This window comes from Vibrio sp. PNB23_22_6, assembly GCF_052877535.1.
Genome location: NZ_JBNFXP010000025.1, coordinates 16584 through 41784 on the forward strand (window position 1 = coordinate 16584; position 25201 = coordinate 41784).

General features: G+C 46.3%; 22 protein-coding genes. 4 read left to right on the forward strand and 18 right to left on the reverse strand.

The window, feature by feature from the left end; all coding sequences use genetic code 11:
• Positions 1-40: 40 nt before the first annotated feature.
• The 5 genes from eno to rlmD form a co-directional block, all read right to left on the reverse strand.
• A complete protein-coding gene (eno, locus tag ACVA54_RS16525) occupies positions 41-1342 on the reverse strand; it encodes a phosphopyruvate hydratase (protein WP_099080736.1) in 1302 nt (433 codons plus the stop codon).
• An 81-nt stretch (positions 1343-1423) separates the two neighbouring features.
• The gene (locus tag ACVA54_RS16530) at positions 1424-3064 is read right to left on the reverse strand and encodes a CTP synthase (protein ID WP_099080735.1); all 1641 of its coding nucleotides are present in this window, start codon (positions 3062-3064) and stop codon (positions 1424-1426) included.
• A gap of 157 nt (positions 3065-3221) precedes the next feature.
• Complete coding sequence (gene mazG, locus ACVA54_RS16535; protein WP_099080734.1) at positions 3222-4013, reverse strand: nucleoside triphosphate pyrophosphohydrolase; 792 nt, start codon at positions 4011-4013, stop codon at positions 3222-3224.
• 220 nt (positions 4014-4233) lie between these two features.
• A complete protein-coding gene (relA, locus tag ACVA54_RS16540; protein ID WP_099080733.1) occupies positions 4234-6453 on the reverse strand; it encodes a GTP diphosphokinase in 2220 nt (739 codons plus the stop codon).
• 124 nt (positions 6454-6577) lie between these two features.
• Complete coding sequence (gene rlmD, locus ACVA54_RS16545) at positions 6578-7897, reverse strand: 23S rRNA (uracil(1939)-C(5))-methyltransferase RlmD (protein ID WP_446649760.1); 1320 nt, start codon at positions 7895-7897, stop codon at positions 6578-6580.
• 189 nt (positions 7898-8086) lie between these two features.
• Between rlmD and barA the strand changes: the two genes are divergently transcribed.
• Entirely contained in the window at positions 8087-10885 is a 2799-nt protein-coding gene (gene barA / locus ACVA54_RS16550) for a two-component sensor histidine kinase BarA (RefSeq protein WP_099080731.1), read from the forward strand.
• An 89-nt stretch (positions 10886-10974) separates the two neighbouring features.
• On the opposite strand, the gene acpS is transcribed toward barA, so the two are convergent.
• The 11 genes from acpS to rpoE form a co-directional block, all read right to left on the reverse strand.
• Positions 10975-11355, reverse strand: a complete 381-nt coding sequence (gene acpS, locus ACVA54_RS16555) for a holo-ACP synthase (RefSeq protein WP_099080730.1) — start codon at positions 11353-11355, stop codon at positions 10975-10977.
• Between the two features lie 12 nt (positions 11356-11367).
• On the reverse strand, positions 11368-12099 hold the full coding sequence (gene pdxJ, locus ACVA54_RS16560) for a pyridoxine 5'-phosphate synthase (protein ID WP_099080729.1): 732 nt from the start codon (positions 12097-12099) through the stop codon (positions 11368-11370).
• Complete coding sequence (recO, locus tag ACVA54_RS16565; protein ID WP_099080728.1) at positions 12096-12824, reverse strand: DNA repair protein RecO; 729 nt, start codon at positions 12822-12824, stop codon at positions 12096-12098. The genes pdxJ and recO overlap by 4 nt, the downstream gene beginning before the upstream one ends.
• Positions 12825-12935: 111 nt before the next feature.
• The gene (gene era, locus ACVA54_RS16570) at positions 12936-13898 is read right to left on the reverse strand and encodes a GTPase Era (RefSeq protein WP_099080727.1); all 963 of its coding nucleotides are present in this window, start codon (positions 13896-13898) and stop codon (positions 12936-12938) included.
• Positions 13891-14568: a ribonuclease III gene (gene rnc, locus ACVA54_RS16575; RefSeq protein ID WP_099080726.1), complete on the reverse strand. Its 678-nt coding sequence runs from the start codon at positions 14566-14568 to the stop codon at positions 13891-13893. Before rnc ends, era begins: the two co-directional genes overlap by 8 nt.
• Before the next feature lie 20 nt (positions 14569-14588).
• Positions 14589-15488, reverse strand: coding sequence for a signal peptidase I (gene lepB / locus ACVA54_RS16580; protein WP_099080725.1), 900 nt, complete (start codon positions 15486-15488; stop codon positions 14589-14591).
• Between the two features lie 104 nt (positions 15489-15592).
• Positions 15593-17386, reverse strand: a complete 1794-nt coding sequence (gene lepA, locus ACVA54_RS16585; RefSeq protein ID WP_099080724.1) for a translation elongation factor 4 — start codon at positions 17384-17386, stop codon at positions 15593-15595.
• 155 nt (positions 17387-17541) lie between these two features.
• On the reverse strand, positions 17542-18012 hold the full coding sequence (locus ACVA54_RS16590) for a SoxR reducing system RseC family protein (protein WP_099080723.1): 471 nt from the start codon (positions 18010-18012) through the stop codon (positions 17542-17544).
• A complete protein-coding gene (rseB, locus tag ACVA54_RS16595; protein WP_099080722.1) occupies positions 18009-18974 on the reverse strand; it encodes a sigma-E factor regulatory protein RseB in 966 nt (321 codons plus the stop codon). Before rseB ends, ACVA54_RS16590 begins: the two co-directional genes overlap by 4 nt.
• A complete protein-coding gene (locus ACVA54_RS16600) occupies positions 18971-19597 on the reverse strand; it encodes a sigma-E factor negative regulatory protein (RefSeq protein ID WP_172438180.1) in 627 nt (208 codons plus the stop codon). Before ACVA54_RS16600 ends, rseB begins: the two co-directional genes overlap by 4 nt.
• Before the next feature lie 26 nt (positions 19598-19623).
• On the reverse strand, positions 19624-20202 hold the full coding sequence (gene rpoE / locus ACVA54_RS16605) for an RNA polymerase sigma factor RpoE (RefSeq protein WP_099080720.1): 579 nt from the start codon (positions 20200-20202) through the stop codon (positions 19624-19626).
• 557 nt (positions 20203-20759) lie between these two features.
• Here rpoE and nadB point away from each other — a divergent pair.
• On the forward strand, positions 20760-22367 hold the full coding sequence (gene nadB / locus ACVA54_RS16610) for an L-aspartate oxidase (protein ID WP_099080752.1): 1608 nt from the start codon (positions 20760-20762) through the stop codon (positions 22365-22367).
• A gap of 5 nt (positions 22368-22372) precedes the next feature.
• On the opposite strand, the gene ACVA54_RS16615 is transcribed toward nadB, so the two are convergent.
• On the reverse strand, positions 22373-22642 hold the full coding sequence (locus ACVA54_RS16615; RefSeq protein WP_099080719.1) for a hypothetical protein: 270 nt from the start codon (positions 22640-22642) through the stop codon (positions 22373-22375).
• A 118-nt stretch (positions 22643-22760) separates the two neighbouring features.
• Positions 22761-23021, reverse strand: a complete 261-nt coding sequence (locus tag ACVA54_RS16620) for an FAD assembly factor SdhE (protein WP_099080718.1) — start codon at positions 23019-23021, stop codon at positions 22761-22763.
• Between the two features lie 156 nt (positions 23022-23177).
• On the opposite strand from ACVA54_RS16620, the gene ygfZ reads away from it, so the two are divergent.
• Positions 23178-24146, forward strand: a complete 969-nt coding sequence (ygfZ, locus tag ACVA54_RS16625; protein WP_099080717.1) for a tRNA-modifying protein YgfZ — start codon at positions 23178-23180, stop codon at positions 24144-24146.
• Positions 24139-24612, forward strand: coding sequence for an aminoacyl-tRNA deacylase (locus ACVA54_RS16630; RefSeq protein WP_446649761.1), 474 nt, complete (start codon positions 24139-24141; stop codon positions 24610-24612). Before ygfZ ends, ACVA54_RS16630 begins: the two co-directional genes overlap by 8 nt.
• The last annotated feature ends 589 nt before the right edge of the window (positions 24613-25201 follow it).

Here is a 25201-nt window from a genome sequence, read left to right on the forward strand (position 1 = left end):
GTTTCAAAACTTTAAGCTAAGCCATTAATTCAATTAAGAATTAAGCTTGACCTTTAACTTCTTTAAGACCGTTGAAAGGAGCGCGCTCACCTAGAGCTTCCTCGATACGGATTAGTTGGTTGTACTTAGCAACGCGGTCAGAACGGCTCATAGAACCAGTCTTGATTTGACCTGCAGCTGTACCTACCGCTAGATCAGCGATAGTTGCATCTTCAGTTTCGCCAGAACGGTGAGAGATTACTGCTGTGTAACCTGCATCTTTAGCCATCTTGATTGCAGCTAGAGTCTCTGTTAGAGAACCGATTTGGTTGAACTTGATAAGGATAGAGTTAGCTACGCCTTTCTCGATACCTTCAGCAAGGATCTTAGTGTTAGTAACGAATAGGTCGTCACCTACTAGTTGAAGCTTGTCACCTAGTAGTTCAGTTTGGTGCTTGAAGCCATCCCAATCAGACTCGTCTAGACCGTCTTCGATAGAAACGATTGGGAATTGGTTAGCTAGCTCAGCTAGGTAGTGGTTGAACTCTTCAGAAGTGAAAGTTTTACCTTCGCCTTTCATGTTGTAGATGCCAGCTTCTTTGTCGAAGAACTCAGATGCTGCACAGTCCATAGCAAGAGTAACGTCTTTACCTAGTTCGTAACCAGCAGCTGCAACAGCTTCTGCGATAACTTCTAGTGCTTCAGCGTTAGACTTAAGGTTAGGAGCGAAACCACCTTCGTCACCAACTGCAGTGCTGTAGCCTTTAGACTTAAGAACTTTAGCTAGGTTGTGGAACACTTCAGCACCGATACGTAGACCTTCTTTAAGAGTCTTAGCACCAACTGGTTGGATCATGAACTCTTGGATGTCAACGTTGTTGTCTGCGTGCTCACCACCGTTGATGATGTTCATCATTGGTAGAGGCATTGAGAACTGACCTGCAGTACCGTTTAGCTCAGCGATGTGCTCGTATAGAGGCATGCCTTTAGCTGCTGCTGCAGCTTTAGCGTTTGCTAGAGAAACCGCTAGGATAGCGTTCGCACCGAACTTAGATTTATTTTCAGTGCCGTCTAGTTCGATCATTACTGCGTCGATTGCAGCTTGGTCTTTCGCGTCTTTGCCAACTAGAGCTTCAGCGATTGCGCCGTTTACCGCTTCAACAGCTTTAAGAACACCTTTACCTAGGAAACGGGCTTTGTCACCGTCACGTAGTTCAAGAGCTTCGCGAGAACCAGTAGATGCGCCAGATGGAGCAGCAGCCATACCTACGAAACCGCCTTCTAGGTGTACTTCAGCTTCTACTGTTGGGTTACCACGTGAATCGATGATTTCACGACCTAGAACTTTAACGATCTTAGACATTGAATGTTTCCTTCTCGTTGAATATATAATGTCAAAATTAAAGGCAGCAACACAGCTTACGTTACTGCCTGTATTCCTTACTTACTTCTCAAATTCGCCGCGTTGGTATTCACCAGCCGCTTTCACGAAACCAGCGAACAGTGGGTGACCATCACGTGGTGTAGATGTGAACTCAGGGTGGAATTGAGCCGCTACAAACCATGGGTGAGCTGGGTTCTCAATCACTTCTACCAGTTTCTTGTCTGCAGATAGACCTGATACTTTTAAGCCTGCTTTTTCGATTTGCGGACGAAGATTGTTGTTCACTTCATAACGGTGACGGTGACGCTCATAAATAGTCGCGTTGCCGTAAAGCTCACGTGCTTTTGTGCCTTTTTCTAGGTGACAAAGTTGTGAGCCAAGACGCATCGTACCACCTAGGTCAGACTTCTCGGTACGTTCTTCAACTTTACCTTCGCCATCAACCCATTCTGTGATCAAGCCTACCACAGGGTACTTAGTTTCTTTGTTAAATTCTGTTGAATGCGCACCTTCCATACCCGCTACGTTACGCGCGTATTCGATCAGTGCGACTTGCATGCCTAGACAGATACCTAGGTAAGGAACATTGTTTTCACGAGCGTATTGCGCTGCACGAATCTTACCTTCGATACCACGGTCACCGAAACCACCAGGAACAAGGATTGCGTCTAGACCTTCAAGGATCTCGACACCTTTGTTCTCAACATCTTGAGAGTCTACATACTGAATCTTAACGCTCAGACGGTTCTTAAGACCTGCGTGTTTTAGGGCTTCGTTTACTGATTTGTATGCATCTGGCAGTTCAATGTACTTACCAACCATACCAATCGTAACTTCACCTGTTGGGTTCGCTTCTTCGTAGATTACTTGTTCCCACTCAGACAGGTTTGCTTCTGGAGCATTAATGCCAAAACGAGCACAAACAAGATCGTCTAGACCTTGAGCTTTGATTAGTTGAGGGATCTTGTAGATAGAATCTACGTCTTTCATTGAGATAACTGCTTTTTCTTGAACATTACAGAAAAGAGCAATCTTCTTACGTTCGTTTGCTGGGATCATACGATCTGAGCGACAAACTAGAATATCTGGTTGGATACCGATAGATAGCAGCTCTTTAACAGAGTGCTGAGTTGGCTTAGTTTTCACTTCGCCAGCAGCTGCTAGGTAAGGAACTAGAGTTAGGTGCATGAACATTGCGCGCTCGCGACCAAGTTCTACTGCTAGCTGACGAATTGCTTCCATAAATGGCAGTGACTCGATATCACCTACCGTGCCGCCTACCTCAACGATAGCAACATCATGGCCTTCAGAACCTGCGATTACGCGGTCTTTGATAGCATTAGTGATATGAGGAATTACCTGAATGGTAGCACCTAGGTAGTCACCACGACGCTCTTTACGTAGAACGTCTGCGTAAACACGACCAGCAGTGAAGTTGTTACGCTTAGTCATCTTAGTGCGAATGAAACGCTCGTAGTGACCAAGGTCAAGGTCAGTCTCCGCACCATCTTCTGTAACAAACACTTCACCGTGTTGAGTTGGGCTCATTGTGCCTGGGTCAACGTTGATGTAAGGGTCAAGCTTCATCATCGTCACTTTAAGACCACGAGCTTCAAGAATAGCCGCAAGAGATGCTGCTGCAATACCTTTACCTAGAGAGGATACAACCCCGCCAGTAACAAAAATGTAATTTGTCGTCATGTTTAACCTGAAATTGGTTGAATGAGGGAAATGGAGTGCTTCTGGACGGGACGTAAATATACCAGAAGCTCCCTAACGCCACAACGTGAAATCTATCACACCGCAATTTTTTATTTTTTGCTTCAAATCAAAGTCGAGTGCTCATGCCATTTTGGCTTCACTCTTCTCGTTTTACTTCATCCCACATCGATTCCAGTTCATTCAAACTAAAGTCCGTTAGCGTTTTTCCCTTTTGCGCGACCTTCGCCTCTACGCCTTTAAAACGTCTTGAAAACTTCAAATTCGCTTTAGACAGTGCCACTTCAGGATCTTGCCCCAAGTGACGTGAAAGATTTACCGTTGCAAACAATAAATCCCCCAACTCAAGCTCTACCTTAGTTGCATCTGGTGTGATTTGAAGTACCTCTTCCATGACCTCTTCAATTTCTTCTTGAACCTTCTCTACTACCGGGCCAAGTGAATCCCAATCGAAACCATATTTAGCGCATTTCTTTTGAATCTTTGTAGCACGAGAAAGCGCAGGCAGAGAGTTTGGTATTGAGTCTAGAATACTTTCTTCCGATTTGCCTACTTGTGCTTTTTCTTTGGCTTTTTCCGCTTCCCAATTGGCATGAATTTCTTCTTCGGAATCAAATTCCACTTCAGAAAAAACATGAGGATGGCGACGAGTCAGTTTTTCATTCACCGTCTCCACCACATCAGAAAAATCAAACAACGCCTGCTCCTTGGCCAACTGACTATAAAAAATCACTTGATACAACAAGTCTCCGAGCTCTTCTTTTAGGTTTGACCAATCGCGGTTTTGAATCGCATCAACGACTTCATAGGTTTCTTCGATAGTGTGAGGAACGATAGTGTCAAATGTCTGCTTTAAATCCCAAGGACAGCCACTTTCTGGGTCACGCAGCTTCGCCATGATTTGTTCTAACTGTTCAATTGGATGACTCATTTTTCTGTTCCTTTAACCCTTTCTATCTAAAGAAAAAGGTGAGCAGTCAAAACCACTCACCTTTGTTATATGTTGATCAATTCTCTAAATAATTGAAGCTGTAGCTAGGCGGCAAGCGAGCGAGACTCCTGAGCATAGCTTGCCTATGTGATGAGCCTGGGCCGGCACTCCGGAGTGAGCGCAGGCAACAACGCTATCAGCTTCAAGTATGACGAGAATTTTAGCCGAGGCGTTTTACCGACATGACATCCTTAATCTGCTCAACGCGTTTCGATACGCGAGAGAACACTTCAAGGTTGGTGACTTCAAGATCAAAGTCCATGATCGACATTTGCGTACGGTAATCGACGCGGCTCTTCATGCTGGTGACTTTGATTTTTTCGTTGGCAAACAGTGTGGTGATGTCTTTTAGTAGACCGCCACGTTCCATCGCTTCAACGCGAACGGTCAGGATGTATGAGCCAACATAGCCGCCACCCCATACGGTATCGATGATACGTTCTGGTGCATGATGGCGAAGCTCATCAAGCTGTTCACAATCACTGCGGTGAACCGAAATACCTCGACCTTGGGTGATGTACCCTGCGATTTCATCACCTGGGATTGGCTGACAGCAACGCGCAAGGTGCGTCATCAGGTTATCGACCCCCTCGACAACCACGGCATCTTTTTGTGGTCGGCTTTGTGCGGGTGCTTTACCCTCTGCTTCTTGCAGCTTTTCGAGCGCTTGCTTGTCTTCTTCTTCGGCTGTTGGCTTATTAACTAATGCATTAATATGGTTAACAATTTGGTTAATTCGCAAATCACCACTACCAATGCCAACGTAAAGCTCATCCGCACTGTTGACGTTAAAGCGCTTCACCGCGTAGTGCTCTGCATCTTTGAGCGTTGCACCAATTTTTGCTAACTCATGTTCAAGAATTTCACGGCCGGCTTCTAGGTTCTTCTCACGGCTTTGCTTACGGAACCATGCATTGATTTTCGCACGCGCGCGGCCTGATGTGACGAAACCTAAAGAAGGGTTTAACCAATCACGTGATGGATTCGGTTCTTTCTGAGTGATGATTTCTACCTGATCGCCCATTTGCAGTTTGTGGGTAAATGGTACGATTCGCCCCGCAACTTTGGCGCCGATACAACGGTGGCCCACTTCTGAGTGAATGTGGTAGGCGAAATCAAGTGGCGTCGCGCCCATTGGCAAGTCGACAACATCGCCACGCGGGGTAAAGGCATACACGCGGTCATCGAATACCTGACTGCGTAGCTCATCCAGCATTTCGCCAGAATCGGACATCTCTTCTTGCCAATCCAGTAGCTTACGTAACCATGTAATCTTCTCGTCGTAGCCGCTGCGAGTACTTGCACCTTCTTTGTATTTCCAGTGCGCAGCGACACCCAGCTCCGACTCTTCATGCATTTGCTTGGTTCGGATCTGGATCTCTATTGTCTTACCTTCCGGACCAAGGATGACGGTGTGAATTGATTGGTAACCATTTGGTTTTGGGTTGGCGACATAGTCGTCAAACTCATTTGGCAAGTGCTTGTATTTGGTGTGAACCACACCAAGTGCGGCATAACAGTCTTGAAGTTTGTCGGCGATGATACGTACTGCACGTACGTCAAACAATTCATCAAATGCCAGACTTTTCTTCTGCATTTTTCGCCAGATACTGTAAATATGCTTTGGACGACCACTGACTTCAGCGTTGATGCCAAAAGTGTTCATTTCTTGAGTGAGGTCATCAACAAAGTCTTTAATGTACTGTTCACGTACAATACGGCGCTCAGAAAGCTGCTTAGCGATTTGCTTATAGGTTTCAGGTTGTTGGTAACGAAATGCGTAATCTTCTATTTCCCATTTCAGCTGACCAATACCAAGACGGTTAGCAAGTGGCGCATAGATGTTGGCACACTCTTTTGCGGCTGCACATCGCACCTCATCTGGCGCTTGTTTGACTTCAATCAGGTTGCAGATACGCTCAGCCAGCTTGATGACCACGCAGCGAAAATCGTCGACCATCGCTAACAGCATACGACGAACGTTATCCACTTGAGACGACGCCGCACCGCCGTCCATGGTCACATTAAGTTGTCCGATGGCTGCCATTTCCTCGACACCATCAATCAATTTAATGATTTCTTTGCTGTATTTCTCTTCCAGTGCTTCTCTGTCAAAAGCACCACTAGAGACCAAAGGAAACAGTTGGGCAGCGATTAACGTCGCTTTATCCATCGACAAGGTGATCAAGATCTCGATCATCTCTCGTCCACGCCACAACAATAGCTCAGCCTGTTCGTGATCGACCAAAATCGTTTGGCAGTCTCGATACACTTCAGCTAAGCGTTTTGCTGTGTTCTTCTCTTGCCCTAGGCTAGCCACCCAGTTATCAAGTTCAAACTGTTCGTCTTGGTTTAAATGCGCGCTTCTTACCGCAACCATCTCATCATCCTAATTATTATATTTGTGTGGTTTGACTATCACCATCCAGGTTAGTTCTAGTGCCCCGCGTTATGCGCAGGCTTTTTGACCACTCACCACAAGTAAGTGGCCAACGTCTTAAAGGTTAAGACTTTTCAAATAGTGCCATCGACTCTAAATGGCTAGTATGAGGGAACATGTCCAGCATACCCAATTTGGTTAATTGATAGCCTTGTTCTAGTAAGCTCTGACTATCCCTTGCAAGGGTAGCAGGATTGCAAGAAACATAAACTACACGCTGTGCGCCAAGTGCAGAAACTTGATCGATGATCCCACTCGCACCAGCTCTTGCGGGATCAAGCAGCACTTTGTCGAACTGTTCTGCCGCCCAAACTTGCCCCTCAAAATCTTCCTCAAGGTTAGCGTGATAAAATTGTGCGTTATTGATTTGGTTCAAGGAGGCATTATTTGCTGCCTTTGCCACCATCTCAGCGACACCCTCAACCCCCACGACGTGCTTCGCTCGCTTGGCAATTGGTAGGCTGAAGTTTCCTAGACCGCAAAACAAATCTAACACTCGCTCGTCACTTTGTGGGTCTAACCACTCCAACGCTTGCGCCACCATTTTTTGGTTCACCGCTTGGTTCACTTGAATAAAGTTATTTGGCGTAAATGGCACGGTGACACCAGCTTCTTGATAGAAAGGTGCTTCACCTTCAATCAAATCAAGCTGATCCCTTTCTGGCATCAGATAGAGCGCTGCATGATGACACTTCGCCAATTCCACCAGCGTGTTGGTTTCTTTTTCAGTCAGCTTGCTTAGATGGCGCAATGTAATACATGGGCAATTGTCGCCTAGCACCAACTCTACGTGACCTAGCTGCTCTGGTTTCCTAAACGCTTTTAACGTCGAGTAGATTTCTGGCAATAGCACATTCAACTCAGGCGCTAGCACTGGGCAGTCTGTCACTTGCGCGATTTGCTTGCTTTGCTTCTTACGGAAACCAAAATGCAATTGGCGCGTTTTCTTGTCTACAAATAGACTGACTCGCGCACGGCGACGATAGCCGAGCGATTCACCCAATATCGGCGCATCGAGCTCAATATCGCTACCCGCGAATTTTCGCATTAGCTGGCGGAGCGTCTGCTGTTTATGTGTCAATTGTTGGTCATAATTAAGATGCTGTAAGTCACATCCACCGCATTCATGGTAGTGCGGACAGAATGGCTCGACACGCGCTTCACTCGGTTGAATAACTTGAATCAACTGACCGCGTGCAAATTTGCTCTTCTCTTCCACCAATTGGGTAACCACTTCCTCACCCGGTAGAGCGCCATTAATGAATAAGGGCTTATTTTTAAGGTAAGCAATGCCTGCGCCGTGGTGATCCAAACGCTCCACCTGCACCGCTTGGTGACGAGTATTTAGTTGCGTTTTCTTTTTAGGTTGAAAGATACGTGCCATGCTCTGTGCCTGATTTGTGTCTAATTGCTCTACGGCTTCACTATTCTTGATTGCAGCCGTTGTGTGATTCGAGTGACTTGATTATGCTTACCGTTTATTCGGTGACGCCACTTATACTCAAGTTAATTATGATACTTGAGCAATGATGCGTTATTTTCCCATATCCAGCCCCCGATGTAATCAGATAACATGACCAGATATGGCTTACGAGCACGCGTAATTACACTCACTCTCGCGCCCACACTCATTATTGGTTTATTACTGAGCGGTTTTTTCTCATTTAATCGCTACCAAGACCTCGAGACACAAGTGATCACCACCGGTAACAGCATTATCGAACCGCTTGCCATTGCCAGTGAAGCCCACTTACTTTCTGAAAGTCGAGAAGCTGTTCGCCGACTGATTAGTTATACGCACCGCAAAAACTCAAAGTTGGTACGCAGTATTGCCGTATTTGATGAACAGCATGAACTGTTTGTTACCTCTAACTTTCATCCCGATTTTGAAGCTCTGACGTTTCCAAAAGATCAGCCCATTCCTCAACTGGGTAATTCAGAAATATTTGATAACGCCCTTATCCTTCGCGTCCCCATTTTGTCAGAAGGTCGTTACTTATCCGCTCTCTCTAACGAGGGCCAAGCTTCCAAAGCTATTGGCTACATTGCTGTGGAAATGGACCTCTCAACACTTCGCTTACAGCAATACCAAGAAGTTTTCTCTGCTTTCCTCGTACTGGTTCTTGGCATTAGCTTAGCCAGTATATTTGCCTCTCGCCTAATGCACGACGTCACTCAGCCGATCACTCATATGAAGAACGTCGTGGATAGAATTCGCCGCGGCCACCTAGATGTGCGTATTGAAGGAAAAATGCATGGCGAATTGGATCAACTGAAGAACGGCATCAACGCCATGGCGGTCTCGCTGTCTGAGTACCACGTGGAGATGCAACACAGTATAGACCAAGCAACTTCCGATTTACGTGAAACGTTAGAACAGCTCGAAATTCAGAACGTCGAATTGGATATCGCGAAGAAACGAGCACAAGAAGCTGCTCGCGTAAAATCTGAATTCTTAGCCAATATGTCTCACGAACTGCGTACACCTCTCAATGGTGTGATCGGCTTTACTCGACAAATGTTGAAGACCCAGTTGTCAAACAGTCAAACGGATTATCTGCAAACAATTGAAAAATCCGCCAACAACCTGCTGAATATCATCAATGACATTCTTGACTTCTCAAAACTGGAAGCAGGTAAACTGGCACTAGAAAACATCCCATTTAACTTCCGAGAAAGCCTAGAGGAAGTCATCAGCTTACAAGCGACTAGCGCGCATGAAAAAGGTCTGGAAATCACGTTAAAAGTCGATCCGAAGCTCCCACAGGGTCTCGTCGGTGATCCACTACGCATCCAACAAATCTTAACCAACTTGGTCGGCAACTCGATCAAATTTACTGAGCGTGGCAACATCGATATCAGCGTCGAGATGCGCTCTCAATCTGCTGACTCTGTCGAGCTACAATTTATGGTGCGTGATACGGGAATTGGTATTTCAGAGCGTCAACAAGCGCAGTTATTCCAAGCCTTTAGCCAAGCAGATGCGAGTATTTCTCGTCGCTATGGTGGAACTGGCCTTGGCTTGGTCATCACGCAAAAACTGGTCAGTCAAATGGAGGGCGAAATCAGCCTTACCAGTCGTCTGCACCAAGGTTCAACCTTCTGGTTTACGCTGCGTCTCAGCTCGACTGAAATGCCGATGAGCGATCTGATTGACGTAGAATTGCTCACTGGTAAGCAACTGCTATTAGTCGAACCCAACATGCAAGCTGCATCCGTGACACAGCAACTCTTGAACCAAGAAGGCATGATAGTCACTTATCGTTCATCACTTCCGGAAAATGACGAACACTACGACTACGTATTGCTTAACCTTGCAGCCAACCAAACTTATGACGAAGAGTCGGTGACCGCTTGGATTGAGCAAGCCAAACGTATGGCTCCGAGTGTGATAATGGGAACGCCAAGTACCGAGCTTGCACTGGCCGATCAAGTCATGAATACGCTCCAAATTCAATGTCTAACTAAACCATTGTCGCGCCGTAAGCTATTGCAAAGCCTCATCTCTGAGCACACTGAAGCACCTCAACCTGAGGTAACACCCATTGAGGCGTTAGAAAGCGAGCGATTGCCACTAACGGTACTCGCTGTTGATGACAATCCGGCCAACTTAAAACTGATCGCTGCGTTACTAAAAGAGCGTGTCGAAACGGTGACAGCGTGCAGCAATGGTCAGCAAGCAGTGAACCTCGCGACCGAGAAGAAATACGATCTGATCTTTATGGACATCCAAATGCCATTGATGGACGGAGTGACCGCTTGTCAGCACATCAAAGAGCTAGATCTTAACAAAGATACCCCAGTAATTGCGGTGACCGCTCACGCTATGGCGGGCGAGCGTGACCGACTTCTGGCTGCTGGCATGGACGACTACCTGACCAAACCAATTGAAGAGCATGTGTTGCAGCAGGTTTTGGTTCACTGGAACCCAAATACTTGTACTGAAAGTGTCGACAAGATTGCGCCATCTTATGTAGAGCCTGTTGTAGAGACAGCACCACCAGCGATAGAAAAACCACAACAAGACGTCATCATCGACTGGCAAGCGGCATTGAAGCAAAGTGCCAACAAAGAAGACTTAGCCAAAGACATGCTGCGTATGTTGATTGATTTTATTCCTGAGGTGGAAGAAGTGGTCGATCAAGCATTAGTACAAGAAGATTTCTCGCGTGATGATCTTATCCATGTGGTGCATAAACTTCACGGCAGCAGCTCTTACTGCGGCGTACCAAGGTTGAAGTCATTGTGTGCAACGTTAGAGCAAGCGCTGTGCTCAGGTGCTGACATCGAAGACATCGAGCCGGAAATGTTCGAGCTACAAGATGAGATGATTAAAGTCACCACAACGGCGAAGCTCTATCTTGAACAATAGAGAATAGCTTCATAAATCAACGCAATAAAAAAGCCAGAGCATCGACTCTGGCTTTTTCGTATTCGGTTTTTAATCCGCAATCAGACAAGTTAGGATTCAAAAATCACCGTCGCGACCGCGTAATGACGCTCATCAGAAATCGACAGATGAACATGATTGACGCCCATCGACTCTGTGATTTGCTTTGCAACACCAGATAAAGTCAACACTGGCTTACCAAACTCATCATTGGAGACAGTAAAATCATGGAAGGTCACACCTTTGGCAATGCCCGTTCCCAGAGCTTTTGATGCCGCTTCCTTTACTGCAAAACGCTTCGCAAGGTAACGTCCCTTTTGCTTCAGTTCAGCAAACTTTGCCATTTCCTCTTGTGTAAGGACGCGTTTTGCAAACGGCTCACCAGTTCGAGCAAGCGCCTTCTCGATGCGCTCAATCTCAGCGATGTCAGTGCCTAATCCTAAAATTGCCATGCTGAAATCTGATTATTTGCGCGCGGCAACCATGATGGCTTTCATTTCGGCCACAGATTTTTCTAGACCATCGAATACTGCACGACCAATGATCGAGTGACCGATATTTAGCTCGTAAATTTCTGGCAGAGCCGCAATAGGTGCAACGTTGTGGTAAGTCAGACCATGGCCTGCATTAACAATGATGCCTAGGTTGTCAGCGTAGCTTGCGCCTGCTGCGATTTTCTTTAGTTCGTCTTGCTGGTCTACTTCTGTTGCCGCGTCTGCGTAGTGACCTGTGTGAAGTTCAATGTATGGTGCACCACATGCTTTTGCTGCATCGATTTGCTGACGGTCAGCATCAATGAACAGCGACACTTTGATGCCTGCTTCGGTCAGTTTTTGGGTGGCCGCTTTCACTTTTTCAAGTTGACCAACCACATCCAGACCGCCTTCTGTCGTCAATTCTTCACGCTTTTCAGGTACCAGACAAACAAACTCAGGTTGAGTTTGAAGTGCAATCTCAACCATCTCATCCGTCACCGCCATTTCTAAGTTCATACGAGTCTGAATGGTTTCTCTTAGGATACGCACATCACGATCATTAATATGGCGGCGATCTTCACGCAAGTGAATCGTAATGCCGTCCGCACCTGCGCGCTCTGCAATCTCTGCTGCGTGTACAGGATCTGGGTATTTCGTACCACGTGCATTACGAAGAGTAGCAATATGATCGATATTAACGCCTAAGTAGATTGAGCTCATTTTCCATTACTCCGTGCTCTGGTCTGAATAAATAATTCGCGACTTTTTAAAGGTTTGCCGCCAAGATACGGCTTTAATGCTAGTCGTGTAAAGCGTTTCGCCGCTTTTAATTGCTCTTTAGTGACGAAACGCCGTTCACTAATCGCTATCAATTCGTTGCCTAAAAAAGTCAGGTTATCGCGCCTTACCGAAGCGATGAATCCCTTTTGCTCACGATAACGATAGGTCATATCAGGATCAACAGGCTCACCTGTACCGGCGCAGTGCAAAAAGTCGACCCCATAACCCATCGCAGATAGAAGTGCTAGTTCAAAACGACGCAATCCCGGCTCTGGGTTATCACACTGAGCAAGCTCTGTTAATGCATGTAGATAGTCATGAAATAGAGCGGGCATTGGTACTTCTGCCATCAGTACGCGACCGATCAACTCATTCACATACATTGCAGAATAAAGATGGATTCCACTCAGAGGTAAACCAAGGCTAATGGGCTCTGCTTGACGCAAAGTTTTCATTGAGCCTTTGCCAGACCATTTGAGTAACAAAGGCGTGAAAGGCTGCAGCGCTCCTTTTAGATTGGAGCGTTTACTGCGTGCACCTTTTGCCATTAACGTGACCCGCCCATACTCCTCACTGAATACATCAAGGATTAAGCTCGATTCACTGTAAGGGCGTCGATGCAATACAAAGCAGCGTTGAAAGCCTTCTGAAGACTGGTTGCTCATTTCAATCAGTGTGCCTAAGTCGGTAATAAAAAATAAGGAGCCAAAGGCTCCTTATTTTAATCGATATTGAATGTTAATCGATGTTGGAGCGAAGTATCTTCGCAGCCAAGCTTATAGGTCGTCGATGTAGCCTAGTGAGCGCAGTGCACGTTCGTCGTCTGCCCAACCAGATTTCACTTTTACCCAAGTCTCTAGGTATACCTTACGACCAAACAGCTCTTCCATATCTAGACGCGCTTCGCGACCAATGGTCTTGATCTTCTCGCCACCTTTACCAATCACCATCTTCTTCTGGCCACTGCGCTCAACAAGAATCAAGGCATTGATGTGGAAGCCGTCGGTTTCAGGGTTGTAATCGAAGCGTTCGATTTCAACCGTTACCGAGTATGGCAGTTCATCACCGGTAAAACGCATCAGCTTTTCGCGAACAATTTCAGACGCCATGAAACGCTGAGAGCGGTCTGTCACATACTCTTCAGGGAAGTGATGCGTCGCTTTTGGTAAGTGATCACGCACATGCTTGCGCAGCACATCGATATTCTTACCTTGCTTCGCAGAGATTGGCACAACGTCAACAAAGTCCATTTTCTTAGACATGTCAGCCATGTGCATCATCACTTCGTTACGATCTTGCACGTTATCGACTTTGTTTACACACAGGACAACTGGGAAGTTCGATTTTTGAAGCTTATTCAGTACCATCTCGTCGTCTTTGGTCCAATGCGTACCATCAACTAAGAAAAACACCAAGTTCACATCACTCAAAGACGAGTTTGCCGCACGGTTCATTAAACGGTTGATCGCACGCTTTTCTTCAATGTGAAGTCCTGGTGTATCAACGTAAATCGCTTGGTAATCACCGTCCGTATCCACGCCCATAATACGGTGACGTGTTGTTTGCGGCTTACGTGACGTGATCGAAATTTTCTGACCCAAGATTTTATTCAGAAGTGTCGATTTACCTACGTTAGGGCGGCCAACAATAGCAATGAAGCCACAATGTTGGTTCTCTGGTGAACTTTGCTCACCAGGTGATGCAAAATATGCATCGATATCGAATTCGTTATCAGCCATTCGTTAATTGCTCAAGTGCTGTTTCTGCAGCCGCTTGTTCTGCCTTGCGGCGGCTGGTGCCTTTACCAATGACAGGCTTATCCACACCTGCTACTTCACACTCAACCGTGAACTCTTGGTTGTGCGCTTCACCTTTAATATTAGTCACTGTGTAAGCTGGCAGTGGTTTTCTTCTGCCTTGCAGGAACTCTTGTAGGCGAGTTTTTGGATCTTTCTGTGATACGCCTGGCTTAATCGCCTCAAGACGACTGTTGTACCAACTCAGTACAATACCACGCACAACTTCAAGATCACTATCAAGGTAAATCGCACCAATAATGGCTTCTACCGCATCGGCTAGAATAGAGTCTCGGCGGAAACCACCACTCTTCAATTCACCTGGACCTAATTTTAAGTAATCTCCTAGACCGAATTCACGACCCAGCTCAGCCAATGTATGTCCGCGAACCAAAGTGGCGCGCATGCGGCTCATGTCACCTTCGTTTACTTTTGGGAAACGATGGTACAGATCATCAGCGATGACAAAACTTAAAATTGAATCGCCCAGAAACTCAAGACGTTCGTTGTGCTTGCTGTTGGCGCTGCGGTGAGTCAGCGCCAGGTTGATAAGCTCAGCATCATTAAACTGGTAGCCAAGCTTTCTCTCTAGTTTATCAATTGGAGAATTCATACTCTCTCGATATTAAATGGTTAGTGAATACCGCCGATGCGGTTAAAACGCACACCGGTTGGAATCCATGAAGGTAGAACGCTGTCTGCACCGCGCTCAAACTCAAAGCTTATCCAGATAGCAACCGCTTTTCCGACTAAGTTTGCTTCTGGTACAAAGCCCCAGTAACGGCTGTCAGCACTGTTGTCACGGTTATCACCCATCACAAAGTACTGACCTTGCGGTACAACCCACTCATTCACTCCAGGGCGTGGCTGGTAGCTCTGTACTCGGTCTCGAGACAGTGGGTTAACCAAAACTTGATGGGATACATCACCCAACTTTTCGTTCATTTGAATCAGAGGAATGCCATTTTGAATAAATGGGCTTTCTTCTACATTACTCAATTTCACCGGCTTACAAACCGACTCGCCTTTTGCTTTGATACACAGGTCTTTACCCTCTGAGTAACGAACCGTATCGCCCGGTAGACCAACAACGCGCTTGATATAATCAATGTTGGGTTGAGGTGGGTATTTGAATACCACGATATCGCCACGCTCAGGCTTACCCGTTTCCACTAGTTGAGTACGCCATACGGGATCTTTCAATCCATACGCGTATTTTTCCACCAGAATGAAGTCACCTACGAGTAGGGTTGGCATCATTGACCCTGAGGGAATTTGGAACGGTTCATAGATAAAAGAACGCAATACTAAAACGAATGCAATCACTGGGAAGATAGACACGCTGTTCTCTATCCACCAAGGTTGGCTTTCTACTTTCTGTAGCGTCACCGCATCCAGACCATTTGCTGTCTGTGCTTGGATCTCTGCCACTTTCGCCTGACGCTTTTTCGCAAACACCAACTTTTCCAGTAGCCAAACGACGCCTGTTACCAAAGTTACGATAACAAGGATCAGTGAAAATGTATTCGCCATTAAATTCCCTTATCTAAAAAATACGAAAGTGAAAGAGCCGAAACCCTTTCACTTATGTTGTTATCTACGTCTTATGACAGACAAGAGTGAGATAAAGTTCAACTCTAGTCTTTACCCACGTGAAGAATCGCTAGGAACGCTTCTTGAGGCAGCTCTACGTTACCGATCTGCTTCATACGTTTCTTACCTTCTTTCTGTTTCTTCAGAAGTTTCTTCTTACGGCTCACGTCACCACCGTAACATTTCGCAATTACGTTCTTACGCAGCTGTTTTACGGTAGAGCGCGCGATGATGTGGTTACCGATTGCCGCTTGGATTGCGATATCGAACATCTGACGAGGGATGAATTCTTTCATCTTCTCTACCAACAAACGACCACGGCTTTGTGCTTGATCTTTGTGAGTGATGATCGCCAGGGCATCCACTTTATCACCGTTCAATAGAACGTCTACACGAACCATGTTTGATTCTTCAAAGCGTTGGAAGTTGTAATCCAATGATGCGTAACCACGAGACGTTGACTTAAGACGGTCAAAGAAGTCCAGTACCACTTCTGCCATCGGAATATCATACGTCACTGCAACTTGGTTACCATGGTAAACCATATCGACTTGCATACCACGTTTCTCTACACAGAGGGTAATAACATTACCTAGGTAGTCCGCTGGTACAAGAATATTACAACGTGCGATAGGCTCACGAATGTGTTCAATATCATTCACTGCAGGTAGCTTCGCTGGGCTATCTACGTACAAGGTGTCACCGTTTGTTTGTTCAACTTCGTAAACTACGGTCGGTGCTGTCGTAATAAGATCAAGATCGTATTCACGCTCAAGACGCTCTTGGATAATTTCCATGTGCAGCATGCCAAGGAAGCCGCAACGGAAACCAAAACCAAGTGCAGCCGAGTTTTCTGGCTCATAGAATAGTGATGCGTCATTTAAGCTTAGCTTGCCTAGTGCGTCACGGAAGTTTTCGTAATCATCAGATGATACTGGGAACAAACCCGCGTATACCTGAGGTTTTACTTTCTTAAAGCCGGGTAGTGGCTTATCGCTACCGTTTTTCGCTAGTGTCAGCGTATCACCAACTGGTGCACCAAGGATGTCTTTGATACCACAAACTACCCAGCCTACTTCACCAGTATTTAGAACATCGGTATCTACTTGCTTAGGTGTGAAGATACCTAGACGGTCTACACCCCAAGTTTGACCAGTGCTCATCACTTTGATCTTTTCGTTTTTCTTCAGAGAGCCGTTTTTAATACGAACCAAAGAAACAACGCCAAGGTAGTTATCGAACCATGAGTCAATGATCAGCGCTTGCAGTGGCGCATCTGGATCACCTTCTGGTGCAGGGATCGCTGATACGATATTTTCAAGTACGTCATCAACACCGAGGCCTGTCTTCGCAGAACAGCGGGTTGCTTCCATCGCATCAATACCAACGATTTCTTCAATTTCTTCCGCTACACGCTCAGGATCCGCAGCTGGTAGATCAATCTTGTTAAGGATTGGCACAACCTCTAAATCCATTTCGATTGCGGTGTAACAGTTAGCGAGCGTTTGAGCTTCTACACCCTGACCGGCGTCAACCACGAGTAGCGCACCTTCACAAGCGGCTAGAGAGCGTGATACTTCGTACGCAAAGTCAACGTGTCCCGGAGTATCGATGAAGTTCAGCTGATACGTTTCACCGTTTTTAGCAGTGTAGTTTAGCGTCACACTCTGAGATTTAATGGTGATACCACGCTCACGTTCAAGATCCATAGAATCCAGAACCTGTGCGGCCATTTCACGATCGCTCAATCCTCCACATACTTGGATGAGACGGTCTGATAGGGTCGACTTACCATGGTCGATGTGGGCGATAATCGAAAAGTTACGAATGTGCTTCATAGATTTAGGGTGACTAACTCTTTACAAATAAGGACAGTAAGAAAGCCGTCAGCTGACGGCATTTCAATCAAGTTGGCAGATTCTACCCAATTTCGTGAACGGGCGCACCTGTTTTAAAGTATATACCTGAATGACTCAAAAATGAGGGGCTCAAGCTATTGGATCGGCTCACCAAGCACTCGAATGAGTGTGACTTGTTGTTTTGACGCATCCTCTAAAGGACGAGAAACGCATTTCGCCACAAACATACCACCTGCGGCAAACAAGACTGAAGTGATAATGATGACCCCTTCACCTCCTCCCGTGAGCGGAGCAAAGGCAGCATGGCCAATAAGCGCACCAATCATTAACCCAAATAGAGGAAAAAGATACACCGCCATCGCTGACTTGATCAAACTCGATTCAGGAAAGCCGATTTCTACCACCTGACCAACTTTGACAGACTTTTCAGTACGCAGGTGCCATGACAAGGTTTTGTTGCCGATCGCTTTGGTCACCACACCTGTTCCGCAGCTTTTTTGCGATGAACAGCTGCTGCAACTGGTCTGTTGCTCGCAGCTGAGGTCAACGTCGTATTGCTGACCGTGACGTTGAACTCCTGTCACGGTTGCTAATGCGGTCATCATTGTACTTCACTCTTTGCTACATCAAAGGTAACCGATTGTGCGATACGTTGAGCCGTTGCGGGTGGAATATCGCCCACCACTGAAATTTCATAGTTGCCATTGATGAAGCTATGTAACGTCCTACGCCCTTGGCGAACCAACTGGCCTTTTAACGAGTGTTCATCTTTGTTTGCTACATACACGGAGAAGCTGAATAAGCCATCAGAATACAGTTGGCTCTCTACCATTTGATCGGTCACCGCCATACGGTAGCGATTTAGCTCGTTGGGATGAAAACCTGCTGGCGTCCAGCCCACATTCCAGTTACTGGTTCCATTGTCGCCTTTCGGCATTGTCAACACGGCTGGAAGCTGTACATCTTGGAGCCCACTCATCAGCTCTGCTATTTTAGGGTTCACCGTGTAGGAAATGGTACGGTATTGCTCCAACATCTCGCCATCGCGGTCAACAAGATCCGCGCGTAGAGGCAGTTTGCTCTTTTCATCAATCCAAAGCACGTAGGAATAGCGCAAACCGTCTTTTGGTACGATCCGTAATACTTGAGTCGGCACGCCAGCTTCGCGCGCACGGCCTACTTGCACGTAATCGTAGTAAAGATTCAACTCATCAATATTGGTGTTCAGCATTGGCATCGTTGGTGCGACCATCTTGCCGGACTCGATGGTAAAAGGTTCCGCGCCCGTTTCGACATAACTCACTTCAGAGCCACGACGAATCACCTCACGCACAGGGCCGCTCAGATACACAAGATGGGCGTATTGGTCTTGACCATGAGTCGCGTGGCGATACAACAAGGGTTCAATGCTGTTCTTTTTGATGAGGATATAAGAGAGTTCGTAGCTTAGGTTTTGACTCGCCTCGCTCATTTGATGCAACAACGCCTCCGCTGGCTTATCACCAGCAAAGGCATGCGAAGACATCAGACTGAACAGAGCGCAAGCGCTGATCAGAAATTTATTCATTCAATATCCGGTGTCAGATGTTCATCTTGCTGAGATGCATCACTGTTAATTCTTAGCTGCAGCTCGTAATCACGAAGCATAGCATGTACGCGTTTACGCTGCTCTTGCATATTGGCTTCACCAACAGAACGCTCTACGGATTCACGCGTCAAACTCACTGGCTCAGCACTGCCTGCAAATGGCACAGTTTGAAGCACTGGAAGTTGCTCCGCTTGTGGTGACATTGGGTCACTACCACCGTATTGTTGCACACCTAAAATCACTGCCAATGACACACATGCAGCAACGGCAACTTGCCCAAACTGAGTCAACCATTCTGGTAACTGGCGTTTGGCTTTCTGTGGTTCCGGTTGCGACTCTTTTAGTGTGTCACTGATTGAAATCACATTCGCACTGCGCGAATCAATAGCACGATGTACAGGTTCACCTTCTAACGCTAACGCCACGCTTTCAGCAATATTCCACTCTGGTTTTGCGGGCGCGTCACCTCGCATCACATCACCGATAAGATGATAGTTCTGCCAAGCATCACGACTTTCTTGGTCTTGCTCTAATTCTTGAATCAAAGCCTTATCAACCAATTCTCCATCCATGAGTGCTGAAAGTTTTTCTTTGTCAGCCATTGTTTTCACCATAGTTATCACTTGTACTAGCGTTGTAAAAGAGGTTTGATTTTCTTTTCCACCGCCTCACGAGCACGGAAGATACGTGATCGTACTGTTCCCACCGGACAATCCATTACTTCAGCAATTTCTTCATAACTTAAGCCATCAAGCTCTCGTAATGTCATTGCTGTCTTCAAATCTTCAGGTAAGGCTTCGATAGCACTGAACACTACCCGTTGTAATTCTTTGGACAACGTTAGGTTCTCAGGGTTCGAAATTTCTTTAAGTGCATTACCTGTTTCGTAAAATTCAGCTTCTTCAGCATCAACATCGCTTGCTGGTGGTCTGCGCCCTTGAGCGACGATGTGATTTTTCGCAGTATTCACAGCAATGCGATACAGCCACGTATAAAACGCACTCTCCCCACGAAAACTAGGGATAGCTCGGTAAGCCTTGATAAACGCTTCTTGTGCTACATCTGGAACATCACCAGGATTACTTACGTATCTGGAAATAAGATTACATACCTTGTTCTGATACTTTATTACCAGCAGGTTGAATGCTTGCTTATCACCATTCTGAACTCGCTCAATCAATACTTGATCGGTCAGCTGCTCGTTCATTCGAGCCGATACTCCTATCTGTTATGCCCCTACTCTTCTCAGATATGGGTACTAATTATGCAAAACGTAGTATTGACACCACTGCTTACTTGAGCACTATTGTGACTGCTACGTGAATAAGAAAGTTCCACACTTTCGCAATTTTTTCTCATTGTTTTTTCACAGTGTGATGCCACCAACCAAATCCCGCTCCTTGTCTGACCTAAGTCTAATAGTGACAAGCGAGCATACTTAAGGGGAAATGGGTATAATAGATGCTCTCTCTCCCAGATTGTGCTGGGTAGACACTAGAAAAGCAATGGCAATGGCAAACTATTACTTTTCACTTGCATGGCTAATGGCTATCCGAACATCGAGATTCAAATAACACTCAGACAAATTTGTATGTCTTTGACGTGCAATAAAATAGAGTGGCTAAAGCCACCAGAAAAACGATGATTTAGAACAGTCTCCCAACTTAGCCCTAAGCGACGAACGTCGCGTTAATGGAACGCACATGGTGTGCAAAATATACACAAGGTAGCCTTGTTACCTTAGCTTGGGATTATAAAAGTTATATGAACACAAATCGTGAACATGAATGTGACGTATTAGTGGTAGGGAGTGGCGCTGCGGGCTTGTCGTTGGCTTTACGCGTCGCCAACCACTGTAAGGTGATGGTACTCAGCAAGGGACCACGCAGCGAAGGGGCTACCTATTACGCGCAAGGTGGTATCGCAGCCGTATTTGATGAGTCCGACACCATTGAATCTCATGTTGAAGACACACAAATTGCTGGAGATGGCATCTGTGACGAAGAGACCGTCAAGTTCATCGCCGAAAACTCAAAAGAGTGTGTGCAGTGGTTAATTGATGGCGGTGTACCATTTGATCGTGAAGAAGACGATTCTGATGATAAGCCTCGCTATCACCTAACTCGTGAAGGGGGCCATAGCCGTCGCCGTATTTTGCACGCTGCCGATGCAACAGGCATGGCAATGCAAACCTCTCTGCAAGATAACGCCCACAACCACCCTAACATTCATGTTCTTGAGCGCCACAACGCACTCGACCTTATCACCGAAGATAAAGTCGGTGGTGATAAGAGCAAAGTCATTGGTGCTTACATTTGGAATCGCAACAAAGAGCAAGTTGAAACCGTTCGTGCAAAATTTGTTGTGCTCGCAACGGGCGGCGCTTCCAAAGTTTACCAATACACCTCTAACCCAGATGTGTCATCGGGCGATGGTATTGCGATCGCGTGGCGTGCAGGCTGTCGCGTTGCGAACATGGAATTCAATCAGTTCCATCCAACCTGTTTATTCCACCCTGAAGCGCGTAATTTCCTACTGACAGAAGCTCTGCGTGGTGAAGGCGCATACCTACGTCGCCCTGACGGCTCACGTTTTATGCCAGATTTCGATGAACGTAAAGAACTCGCACCACGTGATGTGGTTGCCCGTGCGATCGACTTCGAGATGAAACGCCTCGGCGCAGACTGCATGTACTTAGACATCAGTCACAAACCAGCTGACTTTATTACCAAACACTTCCCTACGATCTACTCTCGCTTGATGGATTTGGGCATTGATATGACCAAAGAGCCGATCCCGATTGTACCAGCAGCGCACTACACCTGTGGCGGCGTCATGGTGGATCAAAACGGCAATACCGATCTGAAAAATCTGTATGCCATTGGCGAGGTGAGCTACACCGGCTTGCACGGCGCAAACCGTATGGCATCGAACTCGTTACTGGAGTGTGTGGTTTATGCCTGGTCGGCAGCAAAAGATATTCTTAAGCACCACCACGACGTAGAGCTCGCACCGCAAGTGCCTTGCTGGGATGAAAGCCAAGTGACGAACAGTGACGAAGAAGTCATCATTCAGCATAACTGGCATGAATTACGTCTATTTATGTGGGATTACATGGGCATCGTACGTACCGATAAGCGTCTGGAACGCGCACTGCGCCGCATTCAAATGTTGCAGCAAGAAACACACGAGTACTATAGTCACTTCCGCGTTTCGAACAACTTGCTGGAGCTTCGTAATCTACTGCAAGTAGCAGAACTGATGGTACGTTGTGCGATGCAGCGCAAAGAGAGCCGAGGCCTGCACTACACCTTGGATTACCCAAATCAGCTGGAAAATAGTGGGCCAACGATTCTGACGCCAAACAAATAAAAACATCAAATGGGAGCATCAGCTCCCATTTTCCATTGACGTAATATCAAACAAAGCTGTCGGTATTGCTCATCAGCGCAACTATCTCGCCAAATCGTTCCCCACTCTCCGGACTCTAACTCAAAAGAGACTTTAAAACTTGCAGCGGAGGTATCTACTTTGGACAACAAAGAAGTTTGAAAAGCGTTTCTTACCACGCCATCGCGGTGAAAATACCAATGCCCTTGAGCAGAGGGCTGCACAAAGGTACCTTGATTTTGGCATTTGGCGATCATTAATAACAGATAGGTCGATAAGATAAATGGGATATCAGTGCAGATAACCGCCCAAATTAAACCATGGAGAAGAAGCTGGTTAGAGACTTGGGCGATTAAAGAGGTATAAATCGTGAGATTAACGAACTTTACTGAGGTTGTGCGCGACAATTTTATCAACCATTGAAGCGTGGCCTAAGTTTTCGCTACGACCATGCCCCATCACCCATGTGAACAAATCCGGATCGTCACATTCTAGTAAAGAGACAAAATCACGCTGCTCTTGTTCTGTTAGAGTGTCAAAACACTCTTCGAAAAACGGCATAATCACCACGTCAAGCTCAAGCATGCCTCGACGACAAGCCCATTTAATACGCGCCTTTTCTTCCGCAGTGTACATTCAGTATTCCTTCATAGATGTCTTGTTCTTATAGCGGAGTGTAACAAGGGAAAAGCGGTGTCACTAGTACCCGGGTCACAATACGCTAGCGAAAGCTGACAAACTCGCTTTGTGCGATTAACATAGTTAAAAATATTTTATAAAGGCATTGTAATCATGGAATGGCAAACTCGCTTTTCACCACTACCGCTATCAACGCAAGACGCTTTGCCCGAGCTGTCTATCTCACTTCTCGATAATTTGAGCATGATCACCATCGTCGGGGAGGATAAAAAGTCGTACCTACAAGGCCAAGTAACCTGTGATGTGGTTTCTCTTGAAAAAGACCAATCTACGCTAGGTGCACACTGTGATGCGAAAGGTAAAGTATGGAGCGTCTTCCGTTTATTCCATCACCACGATGGCTACGGCATGATCCAACCCAAATCAGCCATTGAAGTCGAACTGAAAGAGATCAAAAAGTACGCCGTATTCTCCAAAGTCATCATCGAGGAATCGAGCGACATCATTCTTGGTGTTGCGGGTGAGAATGCTGACGCATTTGTCTCTAGCATAACTGAGGGTGCTGGTGATGTGTGTGTCATCCAAGGAGGTACAGCCGTTAAAGTGACAGAAAACCGTTGGCTACTTGTCGTGACAGCAGAAACAGCGCAAGCGTTGGTTACAAACAGCCAAGCCACACTGACCACTCATGAACTTTGGACTCGCTTTGATATTGAATCGGCGTTGCCATTCGTAGCAACCGAAGCGCAAAACGAACACATTCCACAAGCTCTGAACCTGCAAGCACTTGGTGGGATCAGCTTCACCAAAGGCTGCTACACCGGTCAAGAGACCGTCGCTCGAGCAAAGTATCGTGGTACCAATAAACGTGCAATGTACATAGTGAAAGGTGCAACCGCAGACGCACTGGGTGAAGGCGCGATTGAATTGGAACGTAGCGTGGGTGAAAACTGGCGATCAGTGGGTGCATTGCTCGCGCATTACCAATTTTGCGACAACCAAGCGATGGGTTTGATTGTATTGCCGAATAATCTAGACGATGGCACTCGCCTACGCTTGATTGCTCAACCAGAATGCGAATGGGAAATCGCGGCACTGCCGTACAGCCTTGAAGATGAATAATACCTTCCATACTCCTTTGATGCAGTTTTTGGCAGATCAGAACATAGCGTTCCGCCTTCTTCCTCACCAAAGACCCGCTACGACAATTGAGGATGCCGCGCAACAACGTGGCATCCGTCCTTCACAAATGGTCAAAACGATCTTGTTGCGTGATATGGGCAATCAATATGCGCTCGCCTGTGCGCCTGGCGATCGTAGCATTGATCCTAGAAAAGTTCGTGCACTGCTGCAATGCCGTCGCATGACCTGTGTTGACCAAGCTGACGTACAAGCAATCACCGGATACATGATTGGCACCGTCACCCCGTTACGACTAAAGCGCGACATGCCTATTGTGTTCGACCGAAGTTTGTTGGAAGAAAAAGAAATCACCATCAGCAGTGGCGATCGAATGGCTGGATTAGCATTGTCCATCAATGATCTTATTACGTTGTGTCACCCCACCCTCGCTGATATCTGCCGCTAAACTCAGGTTCTCAATGTAATCATACCTAGCATTCTCATCCCTGTGTGATCTCACTCATGTCAACTCGATCATATCATGGTATTTTTAGTCATTTTAAAAACATAAATAGTCACACAGTAAAAACTCGTATATGCTGAATTTGTTGGTTAAGTTTTCAACAACTGCTTAACCAACATAAAGTGGACATACTGAGTTTAATGACTGCGTTTATGAAGCCAATCGTCCACTTTTGTGTAATGCATCTGTGACTATTCGCCCGCCGAAGCGGGCATTTTTTTACTTACCCTTTTTCTATCCCTTTATCTCTCTGCATGAAAGCCACTGGCCCAATGCACTAGATGTTCATTTCACCACAAAATTTTGCAACCAATATTTTTCCTTCTATTCTTAATCTTGTAACAAAACCAAGGCTAAATACACCACGTATACAGACATAGCGGCAGAGCAGGTTCCTCCCATCACATTTTTTTGGGGTAATCCTCACGCTATTTGAGCGGTGGCTCTGTCAATTTGTCTAATGCTGCACAAATCTCTTAAATCACACACCCAGCCTATGCCGAATACTATTGCTGTCACAATAATTTTTGGA

Coding starts and splice junctions, on each gene's coding strand:
- lepA (WP_099080724.1), bottom strand. CDS start 17,386: ATGAAGCACATTCGTAACTTTTCGATTATCGCCCACATCGACCATGGT.
- relA (WP_099080733.1), bottom strand. CDS start 6,453: ATGGTTGCGGTAAGAAGCGCGCATTTAAACCAAGACGAACAGTTTGAA.
- rpoE (WP_099080720.1), bottom strand. CDS start 20,202: ATGAACGAGCAGCTGACCGATCAAGTATTGATTGAGCGAGTTCAGAAT.
- rlmD (WP_446649760.1), bottom strand. CDS start 7,897: ATGGCACGTATCTTTCAACCTAAAAAGAAAACGCAACTAAATACTCGT.
- ACVA54_RS16590 (WP_099080723.1), bottom strand. CDS start 18,012: ATGATGACCGCATTAGCAACCGTGACAGGAGTTCAACGTCACGGTCAG.
- ygfZ (WP_099080717.1), top strand. CDS start 23,178: ATGGAATGGCAAACTCGCTTTTCACCACTACCGCTATCAACGCAAGAC.
- barA (WP_099080731.1), top strand. CDS start 8,087: ATGACCAGATATGGCTTACGAGCACGCGTAATTACACTCACTCTCGCG.
- eno (WP_099080736.1), bottom strand. CDS start 1,342: ATGTCTAAGATCGTTAAAGTTCTAGGTCGTGAAATCATCGATTCACGT.
- ACVA54_RS16620 (WP_099080718.1), bottom strand. CDS start 23,021: ATGTACACTGCGGAAGAAAAGGCGCGTATTAAATGGGCTTGTCGTCGA.
- rseB (WP_099080722.1), bottom strand. CDS start 18,974: ATGAATAAATTTCTGATCAGCGCTTGCGCTCTGTTCAGTCTGATGTCT.
- rnc (WP_099080726.1), bottom strand. CDS start 14,568: ATGAATTCTCCAATTGATAAACTAGAGAGAAAGCTTGGCTACCAGTTT.
- nadB (WP_099080752.1), top strand. CDS start 20,760: ATGAACACAAATCGTGAACATGAATGTGACGTATTAGTGGTAGGGAGT.
- pdxJ (WP_099080729.1), bottom strand. CDS start 12,099: ATGAGCTCAATCTACTTAGGCGTTAATATCGATCATATTGCTACTCTT.
- lepB (WP_099080725.1), bottom strand. CDS start 15,488: ATGGCGAATACATTTTCACTGATCCTTGTTATCGTAACTTTGGTAACA.
- recO (WP_099080728.1), bottom strand. CDS start 12,824: ATGAGCAACCAGTCTTCAGAAGGCTTTCAACGCTGCTTTGTATTGCAT.
- ACVA54_RS16600 (WP_172438180.1), bottom strand. CDS start 19,597: ATGGCTGACAAAGAAAAACTTTCAGCACTCATGGATGGAGAATTGGTT.
- mazG (WP_099080734.1), bottom strand. CDS start 4,013: ATGAGTCATCCAATTGAACAGTTAGAACAAATCATGGCGAAGCTGCGT.
- ACVA54_RS16530 (WP_099080735.1), bottom strand. CDS start 3,064: ATGACGACAAATTACATTTTTGTTACTGGCGGGGTTGTATCCTCTCTA.
- ACVA54_RS16615 (WP_099080719.1), bottom strand. CDS start 22,642: ATGATCGCCAAATGCCAAAATCAAGGTACCTTTGTGCAGCCCTCTGCT.
- acpS (WP_099080730.1), bottom strand. CDS start 11,355: ATGGCAATTTTAGGATTAGGCACTGACATCGCTGAGATTGAGCGCATC.
- era (WP_099080727.1), bottom strand. CDS start 13,898: ATGGCTGATAACGAATTCGATATCGATGCATATTTTGCATCACCTGGT.
- ACVA54_RS16630 (WP_446649761.1), top strand. CDS start 24,139: ATGAATAATACCTTCCATACTCCTTTGATGCAGTTTTTGGCAGATCAG.